This window comes from Bacillus mesophilum (genome assembly GCF_008923265.1).
Taxonomy (GTDB): domain Bacteria; phylum Bacillota; class Bacilli; order Bacillales; family Cytobacillaceae; genus Cytobacillus; species Cytobacillus mesophilum.
Genome location: NZ_WBOT01000002.1, coordinates 918,566 through 942,899, shown reverse-complemented (window position 1 = coordinate 942,899; position 24,334 = coordinate 918,566). Strand labels below are relative to the sequence as shown.

Below are 24,334 nucleotides of genomic sequence, written 5' to 3'. Positions count from 1 at the left end.
AATCATTAATGACTTGAGGCCAGGCTAAACAGAAAGGGAAGGGATAACAATGGGTAAAGAGCTTGATCAATTGCGTGACCGTGTGGATGAGATTAATCTGCAGCTATTAAAGTTAATTAACGAAAGAGCAGAACTAGTGCAGGAAATCGGAAAAGTTAAGGAAACACAAGGGGTTTACCGTTATGATCCTGTCCGTGAAAGAAGAATGCTTGATTTAATTAAAGAGAATAATGATGGACCATTTGAAAATTCGACGATTGAGCATATGTTTAAAGAAATTTTTAAAGCTGGACTCGAATTGCAGAAAGATGATCACAGCAAAGCTTTACTTGTTTCCCGTAAAAAGAAATCAGAAAACACAATTGTTGATATCAAGGGGGAAAAGGTCGGAGACGGAAACCCTCATTTAGTTTTCGGTCCATGTGCTGTTGAATCTTATGAACAGGTGGCAACGGTCGCAGAAGCTGTAAAGGCTAAAGGTCTGAAACTATTGCGGGGAGGAGCATTTAAGCCGCGGACATCTCCATATGATTTCCAGGGGTTAGGGCTAGAAGGATTAAAAATTCTAAAAAGAGTGGCTGACGAATATGATCTTGCTGTCATCTCTGAAATTGTAAGTCCTGCAGATATTGAAACTGCCGTTAATTATATCGATGTCATCCAGATTGGTGCCCGCAATATGCAAAACTTTGAACTATTAAAGGCTGCTGGATCTGTTAATAAACCTGTTCTATTAAAAAGAGGGATTGCAGCGACAATCGAAGAATTCATTAACGCTGCAGAGTACATTATGTCTCAAGGAAATGGACAGATTATACTATGTGAGCGCGGTATCCGTACGTATGAGCGTGCTACAAGAAACACGCTTGATATTTCAGCGGTGCCGATTTTAAAGCAAGAAACGCATCTTCCGGTACTTGTTGATGTGACTCACTCTACAGGAAGAAAAGATCTGCTTCTTCCTGCAGCCAAAGCTGCATTGGCGATCGGTGCAGACGGTGTTATGGCTGAGGTTCATCCGGATCCTGCAGTGGCATTATCTGATGCTGCACAGCAAATGGACTTAGAGCAATTCGATCATTTTATGAAAGAGCTGAAAGCAACACCTTTTGCAAGGGTATAATATCTAAGGTAAAAGAAATCCACAGGATATAAATCTTGTGGATTTCTTTATATTCATACAGGGTTTTGAGAAGAGAAATGTTAATTTTTTATTAAACATATGAAAAAGCCATGATCTTTTATGAAAATATCACAGTTTTTTTCAAAAATGAAGGTGTTGACATTGCGACAATTCGCTTCGTGTCGTATGATTATACATAATTAGACATGTGTAGCCTATCACAATATCATTTTTTATGAGTAGGTTACGTGCGCATGCAGTAAAATAACTATATTAAAGCGGAAAACCGTAAATATCGAGGAGTGAATGAAATGAATGTAACAATATATGATGTTGCACGTGAAGCAAACGTTTCAATGGCAACCGTTTCAAGAGTAGTGAACGGAAACCCAAATGTAAAACCGACAACAAGAAAAAAGGTACTTGAAGTAATCGACAGACTTGGCTATCGTCCAAATGCTGTAGCACGAGGACTAGCTAGTAAGAAGACAACAACTGTTGGCGTCATTATTCCTGATATCTCAAGCACGTTTTTTGCAGAGCTTGCACGCGGAATTGAAGATATTGCAACCATGTATAAATACAACATCATTTTGAGCAATTCTGATCAAAATGAAGATAAAGAGCTTCACCTGCTAAATACGATGCTGGGCAAACAGGTTGACGGGATCGTGTTTATGGGTGGAAATATTACAGATGAACATGTAAATGAATTTAAGAAATCTCCTGTTCCGATTGTTTTAGCAGGTTCCATTGAAGAATCAGGCAGTATCCCATCTGTCAATATTGATTATGAGCAGGCTGCTTTTGATGCGACGACTGCGTTAATTGAGAAAGGCCATAAAGATACAGCCCTTGTAGTTGGGCCGCTCCGCGAACCGATTAATGCCGAGAAGAAGCTGGAAGGTTATAAGCGTGCATTAGCTGAGGCTGGCATTTCTTACAGAGAAGAATTAGTTGTTGAAGGGGACGATACTTATGATTCCGGTATCGAAGCATTCGAAAAATTAGTAGAAGCAGATCCAAAACCAACAGCTATTTATGCAGGATCTGATGAGATGGCACTTGGAGTCGTACACGGAGCTCAAGACAAAGGATTTAGTGTTCCTAATGACTTTGAAGTGATCAGTTCCGACAATACAAGATTGACATTGATGGTGCGTCCGCAGCTTACCTCAGTTGTTCAGCCTTTATATGATATTGGAGCTGTTGCAATGAGATTATTAACAAAACTTATGAATAAAGAATCAGTTAGTGATCAAATCGTAGTACTTCCGCACCGTATTGAGCAGCGCGACTCAACAAAATAAGACAATTGCCGATAAAAAAGGTAAGAAAGAGGCGCTTTATTAGGACAAAAGAAAGTGGAGTTTGCAGACAATTACGAAGGCAGCTCTTACTTTAGAACGTACCTAGAAGGCGCCTTAAGCCTATATAGAAATGCGGAGGCGGCTTAAGCTTCATGTACATCTGCATGAAAAGCTTTTTCACTTGGCCAGGACACCGGAAGCATTGGAAATACAAGTCTGTACTTGTACGAAAAGCGGCAATTGTTATTGGTTCAGTTGTTCGTTCGTATTCAGTAACTGCCTGCTCCACTGCTTGACTCTATGTCTTAATCCTTATTAAGTCGTAACTTCTCCGCTAAAATGGCAATTTTGTGCTGATCAGGGAGAGAAATTATGAAAAAGCTGGACATGTTAACACCTATAGGTCTTATGGTCGGATTAGCCCTGCTGCTTTTTGGGATTGCAGCAAATGGAGGAATAGCGGACATCATTTCGTTTATTGATCCTGCCTCCATTTTAATTGTTATAGGAGGACTTGGCGCAGGATTACTGGTCAGTTTTCCTTTGCAGAATGTACGTCACATGTTTACTGTTATTCGTCAGGCGTTCTCTCAGAAAGATGAAAGTCTTGGCGAATTAATTGCTATTTTTGTGAAGTTGGCTGAAAAAGCAAGAAGAGAAGGATTGCTGTCTCTTGAATCAGTGATCGAAGAGGTTGAGGATCCATTTATTCGAAAAGGTGTTTTACTGGCCATAGACGGGATTGAACAGGACGTTATCCATGACATTATGAGTGCTGAAATTACTGCATTAGAAGAACGCCATCGAAAAGGCAGAAGTATTTTAGAAAAAGCAGGAGAGTATGCTCCAGCATGGGGAATGATTGGGACATTAATTGGACTTGTCCTCATGCTTAAAAGTCTTAATGATCCGGAAACATTGGGTCCTAATATGGCGATTGCTCTCTTAACAACCTTATATGGTTCACTTCTGGCAAATTTGTTTTTTATTCCGATTGCTGCAAAGCTTGAGTTAAAGACAGAGCAGGAAGTATTTATGAAACAGATTGTCATTGAAGGAGTCATAGGCGTTCAGTCAGGACAAAATCCCAAAATATTAGAAGAAAAGCTTAGTGCCTTTTTATCTGCCGAAGAAAAAAATCGTTCCGCTGAGATCAGCAGATCTGGGGAGGCACTAGAAAATGAACGTTAAAAAGAGAGGGCCAAAACCTAAAAAGGGCGCGCCGACTTGGATGGTTACCTTCTCTGATCTAGTTACGCTCATTCTAGTATTTTTTATTCTTCTATTTTCCATGTCGCAAATAGACGTTTCTAAATTTCAGGCGATAGCGGAGTCTTTTCGATCAAGAGAAATCTTAGATTTCTACCCTTCTGTTATCGAAAATCAACATCCGGGTGAAGCAAAAGACAGCGATGAAGATGTGAGCAGCAGTTCAGAAGAAGGAACGCTGGATCACTTGCTTACTGAGGTACAGGCATATCTGCAGGAAAACGGCATGGAAGATGTTATTGTTGCCAATAGAACAGAGCGGGGAGTTGTGTTGGTTTTACAAGAGCAGATCCTGTTTGAAACAGGGGAAGCCGATCTAAAAGAACAATCTTTCCCATTCTTAAACAAAGTGGGAACCATGCTTTCAGAAATGCCTAATTTGGTGAAGGTTGAGGGTCATACTGACAGCAGGCCGATCACCACTTACCGCTATCCATCGAACTGGGAATTGTCAGCAGCGCGCTCTGCCAGTGTCATTCGTTATTTAGTTGAGGCACAGCAATTAGACAGCAGCCGCTTTGCGGCAGTTGGTTATGGTGATACGCGTCCAGTAGCTGTAAATGACAGTCCGGAAAATCTGAGCAAAAACCGAAGAGTTGAAATTATTATTTCTGATCCTGCATACAATGAAGAGATTCAGGAAGAGCAATAGAAAACGTTCTGCAGGACCCTCATAGTCCTCAGAACGTTTTTTTGTTAGGCAGCTCTATTCTGCAGAGATCGGTTTTATATCTTTTAATGGATATAAAGCTTTTTCCAATGTAATTTGATTTTTCTCTTCAATTTCTTTTTTTCGGGGAATTGCTTTATAGGCATCCTCTGGGTCATCCCATTCATCTGGTAAAGGAACAGGAGCTTCTTTTGCCCACTTTTCAATCCACTCCGACGGTAATTTTCCGTAACTATTCGAGTTTTCTGTCATTTCAAGCCAGATCAGCGCCCAAGCTCTAGGAACAACACGCCAAATATCGTAGCCTCCCCCGCCAACTGCAATCCATCTGCCCTCACAATATTGGTGAGCTATTTCATGCGCTAGCTTTGGAATTTCACGATAAATTTTCATCGTGGCAGATAAGTGTGTAAGCGGATCCAAAAAATGTGCGTCTGCACCATTTTGAGTAAGAATAATATCAGGCTTAAAAAAGTCAGCAATTTTGCGAAGAGCTGTTTTGTAGGCATTAATCCATGAATCATCCTCTGTAAAGGCATCAACAGGAATATTAAAAGAATAGCCATAGCCTTTTCCTTGTCCCCGTTCATTTACATTTCCTGTTCCGGGAAATAAATAACGGCCAGTTTCATGGATCGAAAACGTACACACATTAGGATCGTCATAAAATGCCCATTGTACCCCATCTCCGTGGTGTGCATCTGTATCAATATACAAAACTCGTGCTTGATATTTTTCTTGCAGATACTTTATGGCAACAGAACTATCATTATAGATGCAAAAACCAGATGCTTTTCCTCTAAAGCCATGATGCAGACCTCCGCCAATATGAAGAGCATGTTTTGCCTTCCCGCTCATGACATAATCAGCTGCAGCTAAAGTTCCACCTACAAGCAAAGAACTGGCTTCATGCATATGGGGAAAAATAGGAGTATCCTCTGTTCCTAAGCCATAATTTTCAGCCGTTTCTTCATTAAGCCTGCCAGCTCCTGCATTTTTTACCGCGTGTATATAGTTTGGATCATGAATAAGCTGCAGTTCTTCATCCAGTGCTAAGCGCGGAGGAATCATAAATCCCTCTTTCAGTGCCCCAATTGATTGAAGTAAACTGACTGTTAATTCTAATCTCTTTTGATTAAAAGGATGGTCTTCGCTGAATTTGTATTTCATTAAATCTTTCGAGTATATAAATATAGAATCATGCATCATAACGGCTTCCCGGAGTGATTTGGCCAGAGCACTTCATATCCTGCTGATGTTAAATCCTTTATGATCGAAAGAGGATTCATCGTTTGAACACGAATGACAATGATTTTAAACTGATCATTCTTTTTATCAGGATAAACAAGCACGCTCTGTATATTCGCTTTTCTTTCCCTAATAATGGATGTGACTTCATATAGCTTACCAGATTTATTTTCTACTCTTACTTCAATATGGGAACCGGGCTGATGAGCACCAGTAAGTTCGACTAAAGTATGAAGAAGATCCGTTTCAGTGACAATGCCAACGAGCTTGTGATTTTTCACAATGGGCAGACAGCTAATCCGATGTTCGTATAAAAGGGCAGATACTTCTGCAACCAAATCAAGTGGGTGCCCAGTAATAATATCTTTTTGCATAAGTAAATGCAGTGGCTTTTGTAATGTACTCATAAATTGATCAGTTTCAAAAATCGATGGAGTTGCATCACGAATATCCCGATCTGTGACAAGTCCAATTAGCTGACCTTGCTCATCAATAATGGGCAAATGGCGGATTTTATTTGCATTCATGATTTTTACAGCGTCACCAATACTATGTTCCTTTGTTAATGTGGTGACGTCTTGTTTCATTATTTCTTCCACAAGCATGCTCTGCCCCACCTTTAGTAAGAAAATATTATTAATACATAAAACGGTTCATAAATCTTAAACGATCAAATTGCTGGATTGAATCAGCTTGAATTCTTTTGCCGATTCTGGCCATTAAACAATTGGCAGGATGTGAACTTATTTCTGGTTCATCTGTTGCATACCATTCCAGTCCGCCTGCATTCATCATTTTTTCCATTACCTTACGATATTCCCATACATTTAGCCCGGTGCCCTTTAGGTCCCAATGCCAATAATATTCAGTTGTAATGATGATATAATCTTCCATCGCATCATCCATCATTGAAACCTTTAACAAATTTTTCCCTGTTCCATAACCGCGGAAACCAGGAATAACCTCAATGGCGCCTAATTCAATTAAATCAGGCATATTTCCTTCTGACCATCTTTCCAGTGGATCTGGGTATAGATAGGTAACATAGCCGACGATCGTATCCCGGCAGCGTGCAATGATAATCCTACCTTCTGGAAGCCCGGCAATTTCAATTAGGGCTTTCTTTTGCTGTTCTGGGGGGCGAAAAGCAGTCAGATCTTTATGAAATTCATATTCTGCTAGTTTGTCTGGTGGTATGGGTCCTTCAATGATTATATTTCCTCCAGGTGTTTTGAGTTCTTTGGCATTATATGTTTTCGGATGCTCCATCAATTCACCGCCTAGTATTTTCATAGTTTAGTTCTATTATACATAAAACTATAATGTATAAAGCGCTTTCACTGAATTTTCTATAAAATTTTTGTGAATATAAACATAAGGATAAATGTAAAAATATATAGTCATTTAGAAGGAATAATATTTTAAAAATTGAGAAAACAAACTATCTATACTATAATAATAGCAAACGAATAAAAGGGGGATTTTGGCATATGAAATTGGAAGCGCTGCCAGTAATTCGAGGGAATTATTATTTGGAAAATTATGATGAGCAATACGCTAGTTATGATTGGTCAGAAGCTGAGAAGAATTTCTCGTGGAGTGAAACGGGTAAAGTAAATCTGGCATATGAAGCCATCGACCGCCATGCTGAGAACTTTAGAAAAAATAAAATCGCTCTTTATTATCGAGATGGAATCAAAAACGAAAAGTATACATTTAAAGAAATGAAAGATCAGTCCAATAAAGCAGGAAATGTTCTTAAGTCCCATGCAAATGTTGAAAAAGGGGATCGGGTATTTATTTTTATGCCACGCTGCCCGGAGCTCTATTTCTCTGTATTAGGTGCGATTAAACTGGGAGCCATTATTGGACCTTTATTTGAAGCATTTATGGAGGGAGCTGTAAAGGATCGTCTTGAGGACAGTGAAGCAAAGGTGCTGATTACAACACCTGAATTGCTTGATCGTGTACCGGTTGACCAGCTGCCGGCATTAAAGTCAATTGTTCTAATCGGGGAAGACATCAAGGAAGAAGGCATATATATTGATTTCAGAAAAAGAATGGAAGAAGCGAGCAAACAGCTGGAGATTGAGTGGGTTGACTTATCAGACGGTCTTATCCTGCATTATACTTCCGGTTCGACTGGGAAGCCAAAAGGAGTATTGCATGTTCATAAAGCGATGGTACAGCATGCTCAGACAGCCAAATGGGTTCTGGATTTAAAAGAGGATGATGTATACTGGTGTACTGCTGATCCAGGCTGGGTTACAGGCACAAGTTATGGAATCTTTGGACCATGGTTAAACGGTGTGTCGAATGTCATTGTGGGCGGGCGCTTCAACCCTGAAACGTGGTACAAGATGATTGAAGAATATGGGGTAACTGTCTGGTATAGCGCTCCAACTGCATTTAGGATGTTGATGGGAGCAGGAGATGAAGTCATTAAAAAATTTGATTTATCGAGCCTGCGCCACATTTTGAGTGTTGGTGAGCCGCTCAATCCTGAAGTGATTAAATGGGGAATGAAGGTATTTGGCCAGCGCATTCATGATACATGGTGGATGACAGAAACAGGTGCACAGCTTATTTGTAATTACCCATCAATGGAGATTAAGCCTGGTTCGATGGGAAAACCAGTCCCAGGTGTTAAGGCAGCTATTGTTGATGACCAAGGAAATGAACTGCCGCCAAACAGAATGGGGAACTTGGCTATTAAAAAAGGCTGGCCATCCATGATGGCTGCGATCTGGAATAACCCGCAAAAATATGAATCTTACTTTATGCCAGGAGATTGGTATGTTTCAGGAGATTCTGCTTATATGGACGAGGATGGATATTTCTGGTTCCAGGGGCGTGTAGATGATGTGATCATGACATCTGGCGAACGTGTTGGTCCATTTGAGGTCGAAAGCAAGCTGTTAGAGCATCCTGCAGTTGCGGAGGCAGGAGTTATTGGGAAGCCAGATCCTGTCAGAGGAGAAATTATTAAAGCTTTTGTTGCTTTAATGGATGGCTATGAAGCATCAGATGAACTCATTGAAGATATTCGCATATTTGTTAAAAAAGGCTTGGCTGCACATGCAGCACCAAGGGAAATCGAATTCCGCGATAAATTGCCTAAAACGAGAAGCGGAAAAATCATGCGCCGTGTTTTAAAAGCATGGGAATTAGAGCTTCCAACAGGCGATTTATCGACAATGGAAGATTAAAAAGGAATTAGCTCCTTTTCAAGGTCATGAATGAAAATCATAAAAAATATAAAAAAGCGCCATTTGGCGCTTTTTTTACGTTTTAAAGAGTGTCTAGCCCCTGAGGCTAGACAATTCTTTTTTATTCAGAATCCCCATCACCAGGCGGTTCCGGCTCATCTGCTCCTCCACCTGCATTCCCATCACCGTCACCTGGATTTTGAGGTGGCTCTGGAGGTGTATCAGGGTTAGGGTCTGGCTCTGTATCTGTATCATTATTTTCAGGAGGCTTTTCGCTGTCAGAATTGTCGGCAGGAGGATTATCCTCTGGTGTGCTGCCGATTTGTACTGAGTTAGAAGGTGCTGATTCCTGACCAGCAATGTCAACGGCCGTTACATAATAGGTGCCATTGCCCGCCTTAAATGACAATGCCTCGCCAGCATGAATCGAAGCAACCTTTCCGCCTCCACCATATATACGGTAGCCAATTACATCATTTTCTGAATGTGCATTCCATGTTAATGTGCTGCCAGAGGACTTAACGGCAGGCGGTGCTGGCACTTTTCCGTTTTCCTCCATTTTGTCATCGGCAACAAGTATTCTGGACCATCGATCTTTTCTAGGAATAAGATCACTTGGATTGACGTTTGATATACCGAATAATTTTTGAATATAATCTGGATTCAAGATCATGCCTGGCTCAGAAAATTCCTCAGGTGTAGATGGAAGAGCCATATATTTTCTGTCTCCGATTCTTACCAGTCGACCTGTACCTAAGCTGTCGTCAGCTTGTGTAGGAACAAATTTTGCATTAAATAGATCTGTTTCCACAAGCCCTGCTGCAGAACATGCTTCGGATGGAAGCAGTCCAGAGATGGCACAGAATGATCTGCTGACGATTCCGCCCGGCATTTTAAAGCTTTCGCTAGGATCTACAAGTTCAGGTGCTATGTCATAGGCAGCGTTCATTAAATCAGCCCATAGATAGTTCGTCCTTAAGCTGTAGTTTAGACCGCCGGACTTTAATGATTTAGGTGTATCATAACCGGTCCATATGCCAAAGGATACATTTGGATTGGAAGCAACAAACCAGGAATCATAAAATTCGTTTCCTGTTCCTGTTTTCCCAGCCCAATCTGAGGCAAACTTCAATCTGCTTTTAATAGATGTAGCTGTCCCGTTATTAATAACATCGCGCATCATATCGATCGTTAAGTATGCAGTTTGCGGACTGAAAACATCAACTGGCTCTACTTCATGCTGAAAGATCGGATTTCCTTCTTTATCTGTTATTTTTTCAATGAGATAGGCATCCACAAACTGTCCGCCATTCGCAAATGTGCCATATGCATTTGTATTTTCTTCTACTGTCACACCATATTCTAAAGATCCAATTGATGTTGCAAGATTGGTATAGTCAGCTTCATAAAGGGAAGTAAAGCCCATTTTAGCAAGATATTCTGCTGGTCTTTGATCAACAATATCTTTATATAGCTTAACAGCGGGCACGTTATAAGATTCTGCTAATGCATAACGTGCGGATACAAGACCGCTATAGGATCTCGTATAGTTGTTCGGCCATGGTCTGCTTAAAGCTGGATTCAAGTGAAGCGGTACGTCAGGCAAAATTGTGCCTGGCGATGCCTTTCCTAACTCCATTGCCGGTGCATAAACAAGCAATGGCTTCATTGTTGAGCCATTCTGCCTGATAGCTCTTGTTGCATGGTTCGTTTGTTCCCGTTCATGATCACGGCCGCCTACGAAGCTGATGATTTTACCGGTTTTATTTTCAATTAAGATAGCTCCTACTTCAACCGGCTCCATGACTTGAACATTTTCTCCAGTTTCAGGGTCTTTAATTGTTTCCCCTTTATCTGGTCCGTAATTTGGATAGTTGTCTTTCACTTTTTGCATGCTGTCATAGATTTCTTTATTAATAGTAGAATGAATTTTATAGCCATTTTGTCTAATATTGCGGTCGGCTAAAGTACGGTATTCTTCTCTTAGCTGGTCATCGTTTTTCAAGTCTTCTTCTTCATATCCATCATTTTCTGCTAATACTGTACTCATGATGTCAACTGCTCGTTTTTCAATTTCAACTGTTAAATAAGGATATTTCTCCAGAGGATTGTCCTCACTCTGTTTTCTGAAATCCTGTGTAATATCATATGCGATCGCTTCATCATATTGTTTTTTACCTATCTGTTCATCATCATACATTCTTTTTAAAACGGTTTTCATTCTGCTGAGTCCAGGCTCTAAACCTTCAGGCTCCTTTAATTCACCAGCCTGTGTAAATGGTGTATAGCCGAAAGGACTTTGAGGAAGACCGGCAATAAAGGCAGCTTGCGGCAAACTTAAATCTTTTGCAGCAACACCAAAAATTCCTTCTGCAGCCGATTGAACTCCTGCAATATTTCTACCAGCAGAATTGCGCCCAAAGGTAGAGACATTCATATAAGCTTCTAGAATTTCTTTCTTATCAAAAAACTTCTCAAGCCTTAAAGCCAGCAGAATTTCTTTAGCTTTCCGTTCAAAAGAAACTTCATTCGTTAAAATCTGATTTTTAATCAGCTGCTGAGTTAAAGTACTTCCTCCAGATTGAACAGAAGAGTTACTGACTTCCTGAAAAAGTGCACGCAGTATTGCTTTAGGAACAACTCCTTCGTGTTCATAAAAGTATTCATCCTCAGTAGCAACAATTGCATTCACTAAATACTCGGAAACATCATCAATCTTTACTTCTTCACGTTCCAGATCTGTTCTAAGCTTTCCTAAATAGACATCGTTTGCAAAATAAAGCTCTGATGTTTCTTCATAGTTGTATATGTCTTTTTTCATATTGTCGTATGAACGAATTGGTTCATCTTTAACAAGTGAAGCAAAGTAGCCTGCGCCAGCTCCGCCTGCAAAGGCTGTACCAAGTACGGCAATAATGATAAATAAGAGCGTCAAATTCCAAATGACCTGGTATGTGATGCTGGCACCTTTGACTGTTTTCTTATCCGTAAAGAAACCGGTTGTCGGCTTTAACTTATCCTTCCATCTTTGAAGAATTTCTTTCATTCGCATCATTCCCCCTAAAATCACATACATTATAGCATAAGTCAAACTGTAATATGACAACGTTCACCATTTATCTGAAATTTCCTTTTATTTCTATCAGGATTATTGAGCGAAGAATGTTATTTTATTAATAATCATGGCGAATTTGCCATCAATCGTTTGCTATAGATGGGGATTCATGTCTGTAGGACGCCAAAGAGGTCTTTGTCGGCAGAACAGGGCGAAATTCAAATAAGTCATATTTAATCCTTATAATATTGACACCAGAATACTAAATATGATAAAACTGCTTTATTAACTAAATAGCTTATGCATTGACGGGAATAAGTAGTGCTTCTATCCCTGTTTCAGAAAGCCGGCGGCTGCTGTGAGCCGGTGCAAATAGAAGGATGAATTACCTCCCTGAGCGTTTTCGCTGTCAACCTGTGTTCGGGCAGTTATAGCAGCGGACGGATCAAACCGTTATTTTTGTTTGAGTGGAGGATTTTTTATCCTCAATCTGGGTGGTACCGCGCAATGTATTTATGCGTCCCTGCAATTTGCAGGGGCGTTTTTTATTTGAATGAAATAGGAGGAAAAATGATGAGCTTGTTAGAGGATTTACAATGGAGAGGAATTGTTTACCAGCAGACAGATGAAGAAGGAATTAAAAATACGCTAAACGATCAGAAAATTTCTTTGTACTGTGGCGTTGACCCGACTGCTGACAGTATGCATATCGGGCATTTGCTTCCATTTCTAACGTTAAGACGCTTTCAAAATGAAGGTCATCGTCCAATTGTGCTTGTTGGCGGTGCAACGGGTTTAATTGGTGATCCGAGCGGTAAGAGTGAAGAACGTAAGCTGCAAACATTAGAAATGGTTCAGCATAATGTCAGCTGCATCAAAAACCAGCTTGAAAATATTTTTGATTTTGAAAGTGAAAATGGCGCAATCATGGTCAATAACTATGATTGGGCAGGCTCAATGGATATTGTTACGTTCCTTCGTGATTTTGGAAAGCACGTTGGCGTCAACTACATGCTGGCTAAGGATACGATTTCTTCACGTTTGGAAACGGGAATTTCCTTTACTGAATTCACTTACACAATCCTGCAGGCGATGGATTTTTACCATCTATACAAAAATCATGATTGCAAAATGCAAATTGGCGGCAGTGATCAATGGGGCAACATTACAACTGGTCTTGAACTCATTCGAAAGATGATGCCTGAAGGTGCAAAAGCATACGGTTTAACCATTCCTCTTGTTACAAAAGCAGATGGAACAAAATTCGGGAAAACAGAAAGCGGTGCAATCTGGCTTGATCCTGAAAAAACAACTCCATACGAGTTTTACCAGTTCTGGATTAACACAGCTGACGCTGATGTTATTAAGTACCTTAAATTTTTCACTTTCTTAACCAGAGAAACAATTGAGGAACTGGAAGAAGCAGTTGCAGCAGAACCGCATTTGCGTAAAGCACAAAAGGCACTTGCTGAAGAAATGACTCGTTTGATTCACGGCGAAGAATCATTGCAGCAGGCTATAAAAATTTCAGCTGCATTATTTAGCGGAGATGTTAAAAGCTTGTCCGCAGCAGAAATTAAGCAAGGCTTCAAGGATGTTCCATCATATGAGCATAATGGCGAAGCTGAAATCAATGTTATTGATCTTTTAATAGAAGCAAAAATTTCACCATCAAAACGTCAAGCTCGTGAAGATGTAACAAATGGAGCAGTTTCCATTAACGGCGAGCGTGTAACAGACACAGCCTACACTCTTTCGGATGATGACCGTATTGAAGGGCAATTTACCATTATCCGCCGCGGGAAAAAGAAGTACTTTTTAATTAAATACTAAAGCAGTATAATTCAAGAATTAAATAAACAACAAAGAGGATGATATGTTCATAATAAGCATATGTCCTCTTTTTTATTATAAGAAAGCAGGCAGGTGAACAATCAATGATATTAACACCGTTAGGGCCAATTAAGATCTTTATTAATGATAATGAAATAGAATACACAGCAAGATCATTAAATAATATGGAAAGGCATTGCCCGAATGTAAACGGCAGGTATTTAATTGAATATGAGTACAAAAGGGAATTTAAAATACAGCATATTAAGTGTTGCATCCCGTCCATAGATGTAAAGGGAGATATAGAAAGCGGAGAAAGACTCGAATCGATCGCTTTCTATAAAGATGACATCAAACTGACCATTGGAGCAGAAGGAGAGTTTCACGAGTATCCTATGTATTTAGATTATAGTGGAGATTATTTAGATAATGGGATTCAATATAAAACATTCCAAGCAACTGCAGCTCGGACATTTAAATTTGGTGTCAGCTGGATTCAGCCTTATACGGAAGAAAATGAGGTTCAAACATGGTTTGGAGCTGATCCAACTATGATGTGAAAGTTGTGGTTAATCTTTTAGCAGGGAAAAAGGCTTTTTATATTGAAATTTAAAGAAAAAGCAGCGTAAACAACTTATGTTAATATTGCTAGATATATCTTGAGATTATTTTTTCTATAAGGAAATCCTCATTTTTTAATAGGAGATGATCAACATGAAAAATGTAACACCGTTCTTGATGTTCCAAAAAGGCGATGCAGAAGAGGCAATGAACTTTTATACTTCAATTATTGAAGATTCCCAAATTACCAGCATTGTCAGATACGGGGCTGGTGAAGATGGACCTGAAGGAACTGTATACCAGGCCACTTTTAACTTAAAGGGGCAGGAGTTTATGTGTATTGACAGTTATATTAAGCATACGTTTGAATTTACACCGTCTTTCTCCATTTATATCAATTGTGATACTGAAGAAGAACTTGATGATCTTTATGGAAAACTAGTTGAGAATGGACAAGAACTTATGCCTATAGGAGACTATGGTTTTAGTAAAAAGTTCGGGTGGGTAAATGACCGCTTCGGTATTTCATGGCAAATAAATCTGCCGCAGGAATGATTTATAATGTATCTTCATTTGCTTGTTGTATCGATAGTAAAAGTCTAGTATATATGAACTGTATATACTAGGCTTTTATTATTTAATGGTAAACATACACTCAAATTTAAAGGACCTCTTACTGCATAACTTCTCCTTTTTCTTTTTATTCATCTTTCTCTTCTTACACAACAGTTATGATCCCTCCTAAAGTTTACAACTTATTACATTACTTTAAGTTATTTACATTATGTTCACAACTTTACATCTTTTTAATATTTTCACTACATTTTATTAATATAGAATTTTTATCATGAGATTTGTGTGGTCACTGATAATATCTATCATTTAGATTACTTATTCTGGTAGATCTTTGTGTAGAAGATAGTGTTATATGAAAATCGGACTATTCTACTTCTTTTATTTGTCATTTCAGCTAAACGCTCAGTTGAAAAATGAAATAAAGGGGAGGGAGGAACTCAAATCAGTATCCTCATAGTTGGAAAACTGAATGATAAAGCTGTATTAATTTCTGATTTTAATAGCCTCAAAGAAAATATATCAACATAGTAATTTATGCCTATCTTCTTCCATAATAAACCACATATTTAAATAAGTACATATTTTCAATACTTCAAAAAAATGCAATTCAACATCTTAGAATGATTGTATTTTAAATGTGCACAAATTCGGTACTATACAATAAGGAGGAATTTGCGATTTATGAAGAAATCATTTTTAAGAACAATTGCGTTGCTCTTAATGCTAACAATGCTCGTTTCGACACTTCCTGTTTATGCGAACGATCAACTTTCCGATATTAAGGGAAGTTTTGCAGAAGAACAAATTCAGTCATGGGTTGATCAAGATTTAGTCAAAGGGTATTCTGATGGTACCTTCAAACCGAACAAATCTATAACTAGAGCAGAATTTATGGTTCTTGTTAACAGAGCTTTTAAGTATAACAAGGAAGCAGAAATCAACTTCAAAGATGTTTCTTCCGACGACTGGTATTACAAAGAAGTATCAAAAGCAATTGCGGCAGGATACTTAGATGGATTCCCAGATCAAACAATGAAGCCTCAAGATTTAATTACACGCCAGGAAGTAGCAAAAATTATTTCAATTATTAATAAGCTGGAAAAAGATGAAGCTGCTGCTGAACTTTTTAAAGACTTCTCATCCATCCCTGCGTGGAGCAAAGGATATATAGGCAGTGTCCGTGCAGCAGACCTTATGGCTGGCTACTTAGACGGAAGCTTTAAACCATTGAATAAAATAACTCGTGCAGAATCAGTTGTTACTTTAAATAATGTACTTGAATTAATTAAGGATTCTGAGCCGAATCCAGATGAAGAACCAGAAGAACCAGAAGAACCAAAACCAACTCCTCCAGAAGAAGATGACACAATTGTTGTGCCACCACCATCTTATCCAGAGGAACCTGGAGTTTCTAAACCATCAAAGCCGGTTGGAACGGATTATGATTTAAATGTGGGTGTTCCTGAGAGTGAGCAGGCGTTCCCTGCAGTAGATTATGGTGAAAATGCTGCTGATTCTGATAAAAAGGATATAGCAGCAACAAATCCTTTTATTAAGATTTTAGACGGATTTGACAAAGTCTGGTCTATGAATCAGCCTGCCTGGAGAAGCGGTGAGGCCTTACAAATTAAGGGTGCAAATGGAGAGTTTGCAAGCTATGGTGACGGACCTACCGTATATTTTGATGGATACAAGAATGACGAAACAAAAGTAGTAGCAGATAAAAAGACATTTGCAAATGAAGAAATTCGAGATGCAGATACTTGGGTCGCAAACATCAAATATGTAGAAGAAGTAACGCAAAATAGAACAGATGAAGAAGCTCTGGCAGCTTATTATGATGATCAGAGAGATAAGATTTATAGTATGATCGATGGATTTGGTCCATTGGCGAATGCTTATGCAGATATTGTTAAACCAGTAACAAGCGTTGTTAGAAAAGTAGAAGACATGAATACATTACTAGAAGAAACAACGGTTGAAGACCAAAGCCAGGGATTAGGAAACGCGGCAAATTCTGACCTTGCAGAAGCTATGGATTTAGTTAGTTTAATCAGATTTAGAAATCCGTCTTCTTCAAATCCTTCTAAGTACTTTTTCTCTTCTCCAAGACCATGGAGAATGAATTCGAATGGTGAAGTAAAAGAAAAGGTTGATGAAAATGGTTTACCTGTTTGGGAAACGATTGGCAGCGGTGAAAAGGATTCAGAACCTTTACCTTCAGGCGGTAAAAAGGAAACAGGTGAAAGACATTACCAGCAGTATGAAACAAATGTAAAAGTAATTCCTGCTTTAAGATATGTAAGAAGAATAGCAGAAGATGGAAGAGGAAAAGACGGTGCGTTCCCAAGCGGACATACAAGTGCATCGTATTTATCTACTTTCGGTTTTGCTTATGCTACTCCGGAAAGATTTTCTGAGTTCTTAACAAGAGCAGCTCAAATGGGAGAAAACCGTATCGTAACAGGTATGCACTCCCCGCTTGATGTAATTGGAGGAAGAATCCAGTCTACAGCAATGACTGCTTATGCATTTAACAAAGCAGAAAACAGAGAAGTTTTAGACAAGGCTTATACAAATGCAGGTGAAGTTTTCGGTGAATTAGCAGCATCTAAAAATATGAGCTTATATGAATATGCGCATACTGTAACTGAAGATTACACGTTCGAAAATGCATACGATGAGCAAAAATGGGAAGATCATGAAGCAAATAAAGCTTTCTACCGTGAAAAAATGACTTATGGATTGCCGCAAACAGGAGTAAAAGGTTTAGCGCCTGAAGTTCCTAAAGGAGCGGAAGTTTTATTAGAAACACGTCAGCCTTATTTAACAGATCAGCAGCGCAGAGAAATTCTTTATACAACTTCAATCGATTCAGGATACCCTGTACTAGACGAATCTAATGGCTGGGGCAGAATCGATTTAGTAACAGCAGCTGATGGGTATGGAGCATTTTTAAACAATGTAACAGTGGATATGGACGCTTCATTAGGCAGATTTAATGCTCAAGACTGGTGGAGAAATAACATCTATGGTAAAGGGATGCTAACGAAAAAAGGCACTGGAACCCTCACTTTAACAGGAGATAACAGCTATACAGGAGGAACTTTGCTGCAAGAAGGAACATTAGAAGCACAATCCTCAACAGCTTTCGGAAATGGCGACCTTTTTGTTGAAAATGGCAGTGTATTAGTATCTGCTGATGAAACTCTTCAATTAAATGGCAAGTTTACGATCGAAGCTGGAAATCTGGATATTGCAATGGACAATAACAATATTCAAATGGATGTTGATGGGATTGCATATCTTGATGGCGGTAATGTGAACTTAGATTTATCTAACTATGAGGTGGGAACCGGAACATCATTTACTCTATTGACTGCAGCTGATGTAATTGGTAAGTTTGATTCTGTAACAGCTGAAGGATACGATGTAAGTGTAACGTATCAGCCAAATAGTATTACTGTGCATCTTGAAGCAAAATAATAAAGAGTAACACCAGATCATTAGAGGCTGGGACATAAGTATTTAACATGACCATAGAACCGAATGAGTACAAAGTGATTCTTTCTACTCATTCGGTTTTTTATTTGAGTTTTTCTTTCTAAACATGAGTGAAATAGAACGGGCTTGTGAAAACTCGCAAACCATGACTATGATTATTGTGTTTTAAAATATTATTTATTTGCAAAATGCAAATAATATGTTATAACTAAAACAGAGGTGAAAATAATGGAAAATCCAAGAGAGCTTTTTCAAATTATGACAAGAAGGTTTGGAATGCTTAATAAAAATTGCTGTTCAAGCGGAGGAAATGACCTTTCGTTAGTGCAAAGTCACATTCTTTATGAAATAGACCGGCTAGATCAGCCCAATGTACAGCAGGTTGCAGATGTATTAGGGATGGACATTACAACATTCAGCAGACAGATACAGACACTGGTTAAAATGAATCTTGTCAATAAATCACAGCTGCCTGAAGATAGAAGAATACATATCCTTTCACTTACAGCAGAAGGGAAATACACAGCAGCTGCTATTGATGCAGAGATGAACCAATACTTAGAAGAAGTGTTTTCGCATATGAACGAGTTTGAGAGAGAAACTGTTCTCCGTTCCATTAAGCTCCTGAATAATGCTATGGCAAAGTCAACAGTATGCTGTAAACCGTTAATATGAGCAAGATGCACCTTGCTCATATTTAAGGAATAATATTTGCATAATGCAAATAAAATGAGGTGATTATTATGTGGAAAGAATTTTTACAAAGTTTTCTTGGAATTGCTCTGGAACTAACAATTTTATTTGTATGTATCTCTTTTTTCATTAATCTGTTTCAAGTGCTGATCCCATATAAAAAAATGGAAAAGCTGATGGAAAAAAGCCATCCGCTGACAAGTGTAATGGCCACACTTGGATTTGCTTTCATCACACCATTTTGTTCATGCTCGACGATACCAATCGTTGTCAATCTATTAAACAAGAAAGTACGTTTTAGTATTGTGGTGATCTTTCTATTTGCTTCGCCAGTTCTGGATCCAACGATTCTCACTCTGATGTCTGCGACTCTGGGCTTTAAAGTTGCAATGACTTATACAGTTGTTACCTCTCTTTTATCTGTTTTAATTGGTTTTACATTAGAGAGAATCGGATTTGAAAGGCATGTTAAAAATGTGGTCATGACAGGATATCAACAAGAAGAAGTCACGTTCTCTATAAAAGGTGCCTTTCTTGAAACCTTACAGCTGATGAAAACTGTATATCCATTTTTAATAGTCGGCGCTGCAATTGGAGCATTGATTCATGGAGTCATTCCAACTCAGTGGATCGCTGCATACCTCGGCGGTGAGGAATGGTGGCTTGTCCCTATAGCTGCGATCATAGGTATTCCGCTATATATTAGGCTTTCCACCATGATACCCATTTCACAAATTATGATCCTTAAAGGAATGGCCCTGGGACCAGTAATGGCGTTAATGATTAGCTCAGCAGGTGCAAGCTTGCCTGAATTAGCTCTATTAAATAGTATATTTAAAAAGAAGTTAGTAATAGCGTTTGTTGCCTCTGTCTTTATGATGGCCACTTTATCAGGATTGTTGTTTTACCTAATTTAGAATAATGGGAGGAATAATGATGAATATCTTAAAAGGTTTATTCGGAAAGAAAGAGAGTTCATGCTGCAATGTGAAGATTGAGGACGTGATAGATGTGGATGATGTAAAACAGAACAGCAAGGAAGAAATAACCAAAGAAGAGTGAGGATTTCTTTATAATCTAACAGAGGAAAAGACGGTAACCAATCGGTGCCGTTTTTTCATTTCTTATTTTTCTTTATGCTAAGCATAAGAAAAGGATTTCTATGGTGATTTCCACATTATTTTCATAAATGATTGACGAAAGTAAACTTTAGTGAAAAAATCACTACAAAAGTAATCAATTAGAACAATTGTAAAAATTCATCACAGACTTGCACAAAAAGTGATGCATTTAAAGGATAAAAGTTGTTATGAAAACGTTTACAAATATTTAGAATACTCAAATATAATAAAGACATAAAGGAGGTTGTAGTCATGTTCCTTGATGACCGAAGTGTAAGTTTATTAAATGAATTGATTAGAACACCTCAAATAAAAAATAAGGAACTTGAAGGGAAATATAAGCTGAGCAGACGGCAAATCTCATATTCATTAGAAAAAATTAATCAATGGCTAAAAACAAAAAATTTAACACCGATTACAAAGAGCAGAAACGGTAACTTTATTATTGATAAAAAAATATTTGAGCATTTTTCAGTCCCTCATCCAACAGGAAATCAATTGGAAGAGTATATCCCAACTGAGAAGGAACGTGCACTTTTAATTATTTTATATTTACTTGGAAAAAGAGAAGAAGTTTCATTGTTTCATATAATTGATCTTTTTAATGTAAGCAAAAACACAGGGATAAGTGATATCAAAGAGGCGTCTGATCACATCAAAAATTATTCTTTATCAATCAGTTATAGCCGAGCTGATGGTTATAAAATTATCGGGGATGAGTTTCAAATCCGAAAGTTACTGATTATAGTCGTTAAATCCGTTTTAAATCTGTTTAATGGACATCAATACTTTGAAAAGATCTTACAGCTTGATATTTCTCCAATGACAAAGAAAGTAAATTCCATTGAAACCTCATTAAACATCCATTTAACGGATGAAAGCTATGAAAGCTTGCCTTACATTTTAGAATTAATTTTCACACGCATTGAACAAGGGCATTTGCTTAACGCAGATTTTCATATTGGTTTAAGAGAGCTGGCTGATACGGAGGAATACTTAGTTACAGAGCTGCTTTTAAAAGAAGATATGGATTTGCCAAAGAGTGAAAGAATATGGCTTACACTTCAACTATTAACCTCTAATGTTCGCTCGTCGGACATTCTTACGGATGAAAGGCTAAATGAGTTGAAAATTGCAATCCTTGATATGCTTGAACTTTTCGAGAAAAAATCATGTATCTTTATACATGATAAAAAGGATATCCTCAATAAATTAATGGTTCATATGAAACCAGCATATTATCGAATAAAATATCATCTTACATTGAAAGAGCATTCCTCGTTTAAGTTGATTGAGGAGTATATGGAATTACATGAGATGGTATCAGCTTCGATCGTTCCGCTTGAAAAATTAATAGGAGAAAAATTTCCAAAAGACGAGCTTGCCTTTATTACTATGTTTCTTGCCGGACAGCTTATTAAACAGGGTGAAGATCTTCATAAAAAGAAACGAGCAGTAGTGATTTGTACGAATGGCCTCACTGTATCAAAGATCATGCAGCAGACATTGAAGGAAATCTTTCCAGAGTTTTATTTTGCTGAAAGTCTGTCTCTAAGACAATTCCAAATGTATCAGCAGGATTATGAGATTGTTTTCAGCACCATTCCCATTCAGTCCTCCCAGCCTGTGTATCTGATCAATCCTCTTATGACATTACATGAAAAAGAATGGCTGCGTAAACAGGTCATCGCCACCATTGATAAAAAAAGCTATGAAAATATTAAGATGACCCAATTAATAGAAACCATTAAACAGAACGCAATTGTAACAGATGAGACTGCATTGATCACTTCGCTTTCCAGTTTATTTCAAGAGAATCAGAAAAGGGAAGTAAAGGACGGCCATATCCATTCATATGGATTGAGACAATTCCTGCCAAGTGATTTCATCCAATATAAAGACAATGTGGAGAATTGGAAAGAGGCAATTAAAATCGCCTGTGAGCCTTTGGTGAAACACAACATTATCAGAGCAGCCTATGTCACAACCTTAATCGAGGAAAATGATCATCAGCATATATACAGTTTTTTAGGAAAAAGTATGGCTATTCCGCATGCAGCAACAGAAAAAGGAGTGCTGGCTGATGCATTTGCAATGCTTATCTTAAAAAATCCGGTAGAGTTTGCAAATGGGCAGAAGATATCCGTTGTTACACCGCTCGCCATTTTTAACCCGAATCGCCACTTAAAGGCCCTATTTCAATTGGCAGATCTTGCAGAGGACGATGTGAAAATGTCTAAATTACTAGATTTGAAGGAGGCTGCTGATGCGTGGCTTATTATCAACGGAAGTTGAGACAGTAGGGGGAAAGACCATGTTTTTTGATAAAAATATTACGTTTATTGACTTAGAAGCCATTGATCGCCGTGATGCAATCAAGAAAATGGCCTTGTCTTTATATGAAGCAAAGTTAGTTTCAGAAACATTTGAAAGAGGCATTTTGGATCGGGAAGATCGTTTTCCAACCGGACTGGCAGTAGGGACACTAGGGATCGCCATTCCACATACAGATGCTGATAAAGTCATTACACCGCAAATTGCTTTTGCCTCATTAAAAAAACCGGTTAAATTCTGTCTGATGGGAACAAGTGATGTAGAAGTTGATGTCTCATTAATTTTCATGCTTGCATTAAAAAAATCCGAGGATCAATTATCGATGCTGCAGAGGTTAATGGAAATCTTTGAAGACCAAAAATTATTAAGAGAATTTGCTGAGTGCGGGAGTCAAGAACGATTAGAGCAATTATTAAATCAGGTTGGACTAAAATAATTTTTTGAAAAAGGGGGATTTATATGGCGGTATTACAATGGTTTGTTGATCTTGGTGCAAGTGTTATGCTACCTATTCTATTGTTTATCTTTGGGATTATATTAGGCACGAAACCTGCCAAGGCATTTAAAGCCGGCTTAACTGTTGGGATTGGATTTGTGGGTTTAAACCTTGTTATTGGATTGTTAACAAACAGCTTAGGACCAGCAGCGAAAGCAATGGTTGATAATTTTGGATTTCAGCTCAGCACAATTGATGTTGGCTGGCCAGCCGCTGCAGCCATTTCTTACGGTACCGCTTTAGGAAGTTTAGCGATTCCATTAGGGATCGGTCTGAATGTAGTCCTATTGCTTGCAGGATTAACAAAAACATTGGACGTTGATATTTGGGATTACTGGCACTGTGCCTTTACGGGATCCCTCGTATACGTTCTAACTGGAAACTTTGCACTTGGCCTATATACAATTGCCATTCATTTAGTTGTCATTTTCTTCCTGGGTGATTTGATTGCAAAGGATATAGAGAAATTCTATGGCTTTCCAAAGATTACATTTCCGCACGGTGCATCTGCTCCATCATATTTAGTAGCGAAGCCATTAAATTGGGTGTTTGATCGAATTCCAGGTTTTAATAAGTTAGAAGCTAATCCTGAAACGATTCAAAAGAAGATTGGTATTTTTGGAGACTCCACCGTAATGGGTGTGTTAATTGGAGTTGTGATAGGTTTCTTAGCAGGCTACAGTGTGAGTGAAGTCATGCAGCTTGCTGTTCAAACAGGAGCAGTGATGATGTTAATGCCTCGAATGGTATCCCTGCTTATGGAAGGGCTTTCACCGATTTCGGAAGCTGCCAGTGAATTTGTTAAAAGACGGATGCCGGGGCGTGATCTTTACATTGGGATGGATAGCGCTTTATCGGTAGGGCATCCTGCTGTTCTATCTGCTTCATTAATTATTGTTCCAATCACCCTGTTTTTAGCTGTCATTTTACCTGGGAACACTGTATTGCCATTTGGTGATTTAGCGACCATTCCTTTCTTAGTGTGTTTGATGACGCCGGTTTTCAGAGGAAATATTATTAGAACGGTTGTAGCAGGAACCATTTATATGGCGGTTGGGTTGCTAATAGCTTCATGGGCGGCGCCATTAATTACTGAGGCAGCTTTGGCTGCAAACTTTGATATGGCAGGGAACTCTAGTATTTCTGCACTAGTTGATGGGGCTGTCTGGACGACATTCATTTTTGTCGGCTTAGCACAGGTTCTCAGCTGGGGCGGGATCACAATCATCGGTGTTATCGCTTTTGCCGGATTAATCTATTTAAATAAAATTAAACCTAAGAGAGAAGCGAAATTAAATGACGACATTGGTGCTAACTTATAATTATTTTTAC

Annotated in this window: 19 protein-coding genes and 1 other annotated feature; of the genes, 15 read left to right on the top strand and 4 right to left on the bottom strand. The window is 38.5% G+C overall.

What is annotated here, in order from left to right:
- Positions 1-49: 49 nt before the first annotated feature.
- From F7732_RS09625 to motS, 4 genes are all read left to right on the top strand, one after another.
- The gene (locus F7732_RS09625) at positions 50-1,123 is read left to right on the top strand and encodes a bifunctional 3-deoxy-7-phosphoheptulonate synthase/chorismate mutase (protein ID WP_151573631.1); all 1,074 of its coding nucleotides are present in this window, start codon (positions 50-52) and stop codon (positions 1,121-1,123) included.
- Positions 1,124-1,434: 311 nt separating this feature from the next.
- On the top strand, positions 1,435-2,433 hold the full coding sequence (ccpA, locus tag F7732_RS09620; protein ID WP_066442980.1) for a catabolite control protein A: 999 nt from the start codon (positions 1,435-1,437) through the stop codon (positions 2,431-2,433).
- A gap of 372 nt (positions 2,434-2,805) precedes the next feature.
- A complete protein-coding gene (gene motP, locus F7732_RS09615; RefSeq protein WP_151573630.1) occupies positions 2,806-3,624 on the top strand; it encodes a flagellar motor protein MotP in 819 nt (272 codons plus the stop codon).
- Positions 3,614-4,354 carry a flagellar motor protein MotS gene (gene motS, locus F7732_RS09610; protein WP_151573629.1) on the top strand — a complete coding sequence of 247 codons (741 nt, stop codon included), beginning with the start codon at positions 3,614-3,616 and terminating at the stop codon, positions 4,352-4,354. The genes motP and motS overlap by 11 nt, the downstream gene beginning before the upstream one ends.
- 54 nt (positions 4,355-4,408) lie before the next feature.
- On the opposite strand, the gene F7732_RS09605 is transcribed toward motS, so the two are convergent.
- The 3 genes from F7732_RS09605 to F7732_RS09595 are packed head-to-tail and all read right to left on the bottom strand — an operon-like array spanning position 4,409 to position 6,889.
- Entirely contained in the window at positions 4,409-5,581 is a 1,173-nt protein-coding gene (locus tag F7732_RS09605; RefSeq protein ID WP_151573628.1) for an acetoin utilization protein AcuC, read from the bottom strand.
- Positions 5,578-6,225, bottom strand: coding sequence for an acetoin utilization AcuB family protein (locus F7732_RS09600; protein ID WP_151573627.1), 648 nt, complete (start codon positions 6,223-6,225; stop codon positions 5,578-5,580). Before F7732_RS09600 ends, F7732_RS09605 begins: the two co-directional genes overlap by 4 nt.
- 31 nt (positions 6,226-6,256) lie before the next feature.
- Positions 6,257-6,889 (bottom strand): GNAT family N-acetyltransferase, encoded by a 633-nt coding sequence (locus F7732_RS09595; RefSeq protein WP_151573626.1) that lies wholly within the window; start codon positions 6,887-6,889, stop codon positions 6,257-6,259.
- A gap of 221 nt (positions 6,890-7,110) precedes the next feature.
- On the opposite strand from F7732_RS09595, the gene acsA reads away from it, so the two are divergent.
- Positions 7,111-8,829 carry an acetate--CoA ligase gene (gene acsA, locus F7732_RS09590; protein ID WP_151573625.1) on the top strand — a complete coding sequence of 573 codons (1,719 nt, stop codon included), beginning with the start codon at positions 7,111-7,113 and terminating at the stop codon, positions 8,827-8,829.
- Between the two features lie 121 nt (positions 8,830-8,950).
- Here acsA and F7732_RS09585 read toward each other — a convergent pair whose 3' ends face one another.
- On the bottom strand, positions 8,951-11,875 hold the full coding sequence (locus tag F7732_RS09585) for a transglycosylase domain-containing protein (protein ID WP_151573624.1): 2,925 nt from the start codon (positions 11,873-11,875) through the stop codon (positions 8,951-8,953).
- Between the two features lie 305 nt (positions 11,876-12,180).
- Positions 12,181-12,412: a binding site (T-box leader), on the top strand.
- Between the two features lie 45 nt (positions 12,413-12,457).
- Here F7732_RS09585 and tyrS point away from each other — a divergent pair.
- The 10 genes from tyrS to F7732_RS09540 all read left to right on the top strand — a co-directional run bounded on the left by tyrS (position 12,458) and on the right by F7732_RS09540 (position 24,324).
- Positions 12,458-13,717: a tyrosine--tRNA ligase gene (gene tyrS / locus F7732_RS09580; protein WP_151573623.1), complete on the top strand. Its 1,260-nt coding sequence runs from the start codon at positions 12,458-12,460 to the stop codon at positions 13,715-13,717.
- Positions 13,718-13,821: 104 nt separating this feature from the next.
- Positions 13,822-14,277 carry a hypothetical protein gene (locus F7732_RS09575; RefSeq protein WP_151573622.1) on the top strand — a complete coding sequence of 152 codons (456 nt, stop codon included), beginning with the start codon at positions 13,822-13,824 and terminating at the stop codon, positions 14,275-14,277.
- A 154-nt stretch (positions 14,278-14,431) separates the two neighbouring features.
- A complete protein-coding gene (locus tag F7732_RS09570; RefSeq protein ID WP_151573621.1) occupies positions 14,432-14,833 on the top strand; it encodes a VOC family protein in 402 nt (133 codons plus the stop codon).
- A 702-nt stretch (positions 14,834-15,535) separates the two neighbouring features.
- Positions 15,536-18,340 (top strand): S-layer homology domain-containing protein, encoded by a 2,805-nt coding sequence (locus tag F7732_RS09565; protein ID WP_240056574.1) that lies wholly within the window; start codon positions 15,536-15,538, stop codon positions 18,338-18,340.
- A gap of 246 nt (positions 18,341-18,586) precedes the next feature.
- Complete coding sequence (locus F7732_RS09560) at positions 18,587-19,033, top strand: MarR family winged helix-turn-helix transcriptional regulator (protein WP_151573620.1); 447 nt, start codon at positions 18,587-18,589, stop codon at positions 19,031-19,033.
- 68 nt (positions 19,034-19,101) lie between these two features.
- Positions 19,102-19,968, top strand: a complete 867-nt coding sequence (locus F7732_RS09555; RefSeq protein ID WP_151573619.1) for a permease — start codon at positions 19,102-19,104, stop codon at positions 19,966-19,968.
- Between the two features lie 19 nt (positions 19,969-19,987).
- The gene (locus tag F7732_RS23245; RefSeq protein WP_275670922.1) at positions 19,988-20,113 is read left to right on the top strand and encodes a hypothetical protein; all 126 of its coding nucleotides are present in this window, start codon (positions 19,988-19,990) and stop codon (positions 20,111-20,113) included.
- Positions 20,114-20,424: 311 nt separating this feature from the next.
- Positions 20,425-22,467, top strand: coding sequence for a BglG family transcription antiterminator (locus tag F7732_RS09550; protein WP_151573618.1), 2,043 nt, complete (start codon positions 20,425-20,427; stop codon positions 22,465-22,467).
- A complete protein-coding gene (locus F7732_RS09545) occupies positions 22,439-22,942 on the top strand; it encodes a PTS sugar transporter subunit IIA (protein ID WP_151573617.1) in 504 nt (167 codons plus the stop codon). Before F7732_RS09550 ends, F7732_RS09545 begins: the two co-directional genes overlap by 29 nt.
- Before the next feature lie 23 nt (positions 22,943-22,965).
- The gene (locus F7732_RS09540) at positions 22,966-24,324 is read left to right on the top strand and encodes a PTS galactitol transporter subunit IIC (protein WP_151573616.1); all 1,359 of its coding nucleotides are present in this window, start codon (positions 22,966-22,968) and stop codon (positions 24,322-24,324) included.
- The last annotated feature ends 10 nt before the right edge of the window (positions 24,325-24,334 follow it).